Here is a 6,000-nt window from a genome sequence, read left to right as displayed (position 1 = left end):
ACTTACACAAACAAAGCGAACGCAGATGGTACCCCAGGACCAACGACGACTACGCCACCAACCCCACCAGTAACCGTTACTCCTCCAGGAGAAACTCCAACTGTAGAGAAGAAGATCAATAAAAACTTAACTGAGTTGAATATTGATACTGAAACGGACTACAATTACAATATTACGACTACCTTGCCAGTTGATATCGCAAGTTACAAGAAATTTGCAATTGTCGATGTTTTGGAAAAAGAACTTGTAGTTCAAGGTACCCCAACGATTACAGGCGACGCAGCTAAGTTCTTTGATGTTAAGGTAGAAGGCCAAACAGTTACAGCGACAATGAAGAACTTCAAAGATGCTAAAGAATTAGCAGGTAAAGAAGTTGAATTGGTAATTGTTTCACAAATCCGCGAAGGCGTAACACGCCAAGCAATTCCGAATACAACAAAAGTGACTTACCAAAATAAATCACACGTTGATGGAACTCCAGATAGCGAAACACCGCCAACACCACCGGTAACGGTAACTCCACCGCCAACGCCAAATCAACCGCCGATTACTAAGAAGGTAAATAATGCTGACAGCGCGACATTGCAATCACGCACAGAAGTATTTACTTACACAATCGACACAACTGTTCCAACAGGTGCTGTTACTGCCTTTGAAGTAACAGATACATTGAAAGATGTATTGACATTTGAAGGAGCTGTTAAGGCTACTGTCAATGGCCAATCAGTACCAGCTAGTCAAATCACAACAACAGGACAAGACTTGCGTGTTGTATTGACAAAAGAGCAAGCACGAGCAAATGCTGGTAAAGCAATGCAAGTGGTATTCTCTGCTAAAATCAAAGATGGTGCAGACTTGAGACCATACATGACAGACGGTCAAACAAGCATTCCAAATACAGCTAACTACATCATTAACAATGATCCAGGAATGAAGAAAGATTCAAATACAGTTCCAGTTGTACCACCAACACCAAATGAGCCAGGTATTGATAAGAAAATCAATCGTACAGAAACTCACTTGGATATCCCAACAAATAAAGCTTACATGTACAATGTCAATGCGGATATTCCATCAGACATCGCTACATATAGAGAATTTGTTGTAACGGATACATTGGTAGATGCTTTGGCAATCAATGGTGAAGTTGTTGCCTATGTAGATGGATACTCAACTGATGCTGTGAAGGTAACAGTTGAAGGCAATCGTGTTGTTGCGACAGTTGTAGACTTTGCAAAACTTGCAGGCTACAAGCAACTTCAACTCTACATCCCCGCTTACATCAAAGAGGATGCAGATTTGACACCGTATGTGAATAACGGTCACAAGATTCCAAATACTGCAAATCTTGACTTCACAGATAGCAACAGTGTGAAGAAACACAAAGATACCGTTCCTGTAACAGTAACACCGCCAACTCCAAACCCACCAACGCCACCAATTCCAGAAGAGCCAACTCCAGAAGCTCCTAAGAAGACAGTGAGCGGTGTGGATGGTAAAGAGCAAGCATTGAGCAAACTCCTGGCACAAGCCACTGACGCATTCCGCTTCGATATTCATTCAGTTGTTCCAGCAGATCAGGCTGATGATAAACGTATGAACTTGACAAGCTTGACAGTTACAGATAACTTGGACGCTCTCTTCACTGTGAAGAAAGAACAAGTTGCTGTTAAGGTGACAGGTACACCTGCAGCTACAGCTAACTTTATTGACGAAGATGTCGAAAAAGCACAAGCGGCTCTTGATGCGGAAAAAGCAAAACTTGATGAAATCAACGCTTCTTCAACTGCGGCAGCAGCAAAAGATAAGGTAACAGAAGCACAGGCAACTGTTGCTGACCTAGAAGCACAATTGACTCAAGCGAAAGCGAAATTGGCTGAGTTGAAAGCAGCAGCTTCAACTGATACAACAACTCCATCAACAACGGATACTACTACCACAACTTCAAGTTCAGCGCCTGCAGCGGATAAAGCGGCTCTTGCTGAGCAAGAAAAAGTTGTAACAGACCTTGAAGTTAAGGTGACTGAAGCGAAAGCAACATTGACTAAGGCACAAGAAACTTTGGCAACTGCTAAAACAGAAGCTGAAGTGAAGGTGGAAGCAGCTAACCAACAAAAAGTTGTTGATGAAAAACAAAAAGCACTTGACCAAGCTAAGGACAAACAAGCTAAGCTTCAAGCGAAACTTGCTGAACTTGCGAAAGTCAACGAAAAAGGCGAATTGACTTCTGAAGCTATTGCAGCTTTGGGTGGTACAATTAAGGTGGAAGGCCAACTTGTTACAGTTGACTTCTCAGACGAGTACACAATGGAAGCCCTCAAAGGACGTAAAGTAAGTGTTATCATCTACTCATCTATCAAGGACGTTAAAGCCTTGAAGGATATACACTTTACAAAAGGTATTGAAAATACAGCTACTGTACAATTCAACCACAATCCACATAGCGACTTGACGAAGAAGACAAATCCTGTCAAAGTTTACCCACCTAAACCAAAAACACCAACTCCACCTCCAACTGTTCCAGAAAAACCGAAAGGTGAATTACCAACTCCACCAACACCACAAGCACCAACTCCTAAGAAGGTCTTGCCACGTACTGGTTCAACGAAATCAGATATCTGGACACTTGTTGGTCTCGGAATTGCAGGTATTTTGGCTTACGCCTACGGTAAAAAAAGAAAAGATATTTAATATCTCTTTCTAAGTAAAAACAGAGGAACTGAGTTCCCCTGTTTTTTATTTAAAGATGCTTAGATTTTCAAATAAATCGTTCAAAAAAGTCGGTAAACATGCAGTTTATTGGCTTTTTTTGAAATTTCTATTACAAATGTGTTATAATAGTGTTAATTTTGAAAGATGGAGTGGACGATGAGAAAAAGCTATCGTGTCAAGCGAAAACGCGATTTTAACGATATTTTTACACAAGGGAAAAACGTTGCCAATCGCAGATTTGTCGTCTATCGATTGCCCAAAGAACAAGGCCATTATCGGGTGGGTTTATCAGTCAGTAAGAAACTGGGAAATGCTGTAGTGCGGAATAGTGTCAAGCGGAAATTACGTCATGTTTTGATGGAATTTGCCCCCTACCTAACAACGGATGACTTTGTGGTAATTGCCCGAAAAGGGGTGGAGGACTTGTCCTACCAAGAAGTACGAAAAAATCTACTGCATGTTTTGAAATTAGCAACTATTTACCAGGAAGGTGTATCTCTTGAAAAAGAAAATTAAATTGGCAGGCTTGCTGAGCTTGTCACTCCTCGTATTGGCTGCCTGCGGGACAGGAGCTGTGACGAGTCAGTCTACGGGAGCATGGGACAAACTTGTTTATTGGTTTGGTCAATTCATCCAGCACTTATCAATCGGTGGACACATCGGTATCGGGATTATTCTCTTTACCTTGATTATTCGAACCCTCTTGTTGCCACTATTTCAGATTCAGATGAAGTCATCGCGTCAGATGCAGGAGTTGCAGCCTAAGCTCAAGGAACTGCAAGCCCAGTATCCTGGCACAGATATGGCTAGTCGTCAAGCTTTGAGTGAAGCGACTTCTAAACTCTACAAAGAGCATGGTGTGAGTCTGACGGCTTCTATGTGGCCGATTCTCATTCAAATGCCGATTCTGATTGCCCTTTTCCAAGCGCTTAGTCGTGTACCAGAGCTTAAGGTTGGGCACTTCCTCTGGCTCAATCTCGGTGCAACAGATCCTTACTTTATTTTGCCAATATTAGCAGCTGGCTTCACCCTTTTGAGCATGTGGTTGACCAATAAGGCTGCTCCTGAAAAGAATGGCGCTATGGTCGCCATGATGATTATTTTCCCCATTATGATTTTTTGGTTTGCTCTAACGGCTGCCAGTGGGGTTTCACTTTACTGGGTTGTTTCCAACGCTTACCAAGTATTCCAAACCTTACTATTGAACAATCCATTTAAAATTATTGCAGAGCGTCAAGCTAAAATCGATGCAGAAAAAGAGCGCGAAGCGAAGATTCGTCGTGCTCAGAAGAAAGCTCGTAAGAAAAAATAATCTGAAATAGGAGATAAGAGTATGAAATTTACAGGAACTACTGTGGAAGAAGCCATTCAAAATGGCTTGAATGAGTTGAATATTCCACGCAAGAAAGCACACATTACTGTTTTAGCACGTGAAAAGCGTGGTTTCCTTGGTTTTGGTAAAAAACCAGCCCAAGTAGATATTGATGTCATCAATGAGACAACAGTCGCAAGAGCTAATCAAAAGGCTGTTCGTGGTGTCCCAAGTGAAATCAATGAATTAAACGAACCTGTTAAGAGCGTGTCTGAGGCAACGATTGATCTTGGGAAAGTTGTAGCAGCTGTAAAAGAATTTGAAAAATCTGGTCAAGTTTTAGAAGAAGACATCAAGGCGGAAATTCTTAAAAACGATAAAGAAGCTAAGACAATCTTAGAAGAAACAGGCCGCATCGAAATCATCAAGGATGAGCATTTGGGAGATACACCGAAACCATCTAATAGTTTTGATAATCTGGATATTCAAGTCGAGAAAAGCTACGATATTGACCAAGTTGTGGTTGAGGTTTCTGGCTACGTCCAAGAAATCTTAGATGACATGGATGTGGATGCTCAGATTGAAGCTAGTCATAATCGCCGCACCATTAATATTCAAGTTGATACCAATGAACCAGGCCGCGTTATCGGCTATCATGGTAAGGTGTTGAAAGCTTTGCAACTCTTGGCGCAAAACTTCCTTTACAATCGTTACGAGCGTAATTTCTACATTACTATCAATGTCAACGACTATGTAGAGCACCGTGCAGAAGTCTTGCAAGGCTATGCGCAAAAACTAGCTGAGCGTGTTTTGGAAGACCAGGAGGCTTACCACACTGACCCAATGTCTAGCAGCGAACGTAAAATCATCCACCGTATTATTTCTAAAATGGATGGCTTAACAAGTTACTCAGAAGGCAGTGAGCCAAATCGTTACGTAGTAGTAGATATCGAGGGTAGCCGTGATTAATTTTTCAGATTTATCAAGGTATTTGGGCGCTCAGGGGACCAAGTACATCATGCCAGAAAAAGCAGGCAATCTGAAAGAAACGATGAATGAATTAAAGCGGGAGGGGCAAGCTGCTCGTCTCGCTTTTTCTCAAATTGCCAAAGCTTTTCAAGAAGCTTATCCACATTTTCAGCTGGACCGAGTGAGTAATTGGGCCAACCAAGCGCAGGTCGCTCGCCCGCATTTCTGGGTCTATTTAAACCAAGGAGAGGTGTGGTCGGAGCCCATGTTTGCCTTTCGACTCTATGGAAATCCGTCAGAGTTTGGCATTTCAGTTGAAGTGAGTATCATTGAACGCAAGCGGGATGACCAAAGCTTACAAAAGCAGGCTAAAGTTGTCAAGACAGCTGCGTTGCCGGGCAGTTATTACCAGTATCTAGCTGACGATGAGGTTGTCCGTTTACCAGCGACTGAGGAAAATCGCTTGTATTTAAGAGCAGGGCTTGAAAGTGGCAAAATTCGAAAAGTCTTAGCAAAGACCGATATTCCTTTGACAGAGGACTTGAATATGGCTGACTTGATTGAGCATCTCTACCAAGGAATGGAGCTGTTAAAGCCTTATTACGCGGCTACAAGAGTTAGTTAGTTCCAGGAGTGTAGTTTTTCTTGTGAATTTTGTAAAAGGGTCTATTTTCGATTTAAAATTGTTGAAAATTTACATGAAAAGGTAGATGTGCTTGACAAAAGTAGGGAAATACTGTAGACTAGTCTAGTATGTTTAGTATCTGATCAATCTAGCCGGCTAAACGAATACGAAAATCTATCAGGAGGTATTCATCGTGAAACGTACTTTTCAACCAAGTAAAATCCGTCGCGCGCGTAAACACGGTTTCCGTAACCGTATGTCTACAAAAAATGGACGTCGCGTATTAGCAGCTCGTCGCCGTAAAGGGCGCAAAGTGCTTACAGCTGCATAAGATGAACAAAATAAAAAACCAGCAGAAACTCGAGTCTGTTGGTTTTTTTGC

General features: G+C 42.0%; 6 protein-coding genes. All 6 read left to right on the top strand.

The genetic code is table 11. From position 1 onward, the window contains the following. On the top strand, positions 1-2,691 hold a 2,691-nt coding region (locus ABID27_RS07080), incomplete at its 5' end, for an isopeptide-forming domain-containing fimbrial protein (protein WP_354281196.1). Positions 2,692-2,868: 177 nt separating this feature from the next. Continuing rightward, complete coding sequence (gene rnpA / locus ABID27_RS07075; RefSeq protein WP_253364827.1) at positions 2,869-3,228, top strand: ribonuclease P protein component; 360 nt, start codon at positions 2,869-2,871, stop codon at positions 3,226-3,228. Then, positions 3,212-4,024, top strand: coding sequence for a YidC/Oxa1 family membrane protein insertase (locus tag ABID27_RS07070; RefSeq protein WP_354281193.1), 813 nt, complete (start codon positions 3,212-3,214; stop codon positions 4,022-4,024). The genes rnpA and ABID27_RS07070 overlap by 17 nt, the downstream gene beginning before the upstream one ends. A gap of 21 nt (positions 4,025-4,045) precedes the next feature. Beyond that, complete coding sequence (gene jag / locus ABID27_RS07065; protein ID WP_253364830.1) at positions 4,046-4,993, top strand: RNA-binding cell elongation regulator Jag/EloR; 948 nt, start codon at positions 4,046-4,048, stop codon at positions 4,991-4,993. Next, positions 4,986-5,618: a ribonuclease P gene (locus tag ABID27_RS07060; protein WP_253364831.1), complete on the top strand. Its 633-nt coding sequence runs from the start codon at positions 4,986-4,988 to the stop codon at positions 5,616-5,618. Before jag ends, ABID27_RS07060 begins: the two co-directional genes overlap by 8 nt. 193 nt (positions 5,619-5,811) lie before the next feature. Continuing rightward, positions 5,812-5,949: a 50S ribosomal protein L34 gene (gene rpmH, locus ABID27_RS07055; protein WP_082781213.1), complete on the top strand. Its 138-nt coding sequence runs from the start codon at positions 5,812-5,814 to the stop codon at positions 5,947-5,949. The last annotated feature ends 51 nt before the right edge of the window (positions 5,950-6,000 follow it).

The organism is Streptococcus gallinaceus, assembly GCF_040545695.1.
Taxonomy (GTDB): domain Bacteria; phylum Bacillota; class Bacilli; order Lactobacillales; family Streptococcaceae; genus Streptococcus; species Streptococcus gallinaceus.
Note: the sequence above shows the minus strand (reverse complement) of the source record. Positions and strands in the feature narration are given on the sequence as shown.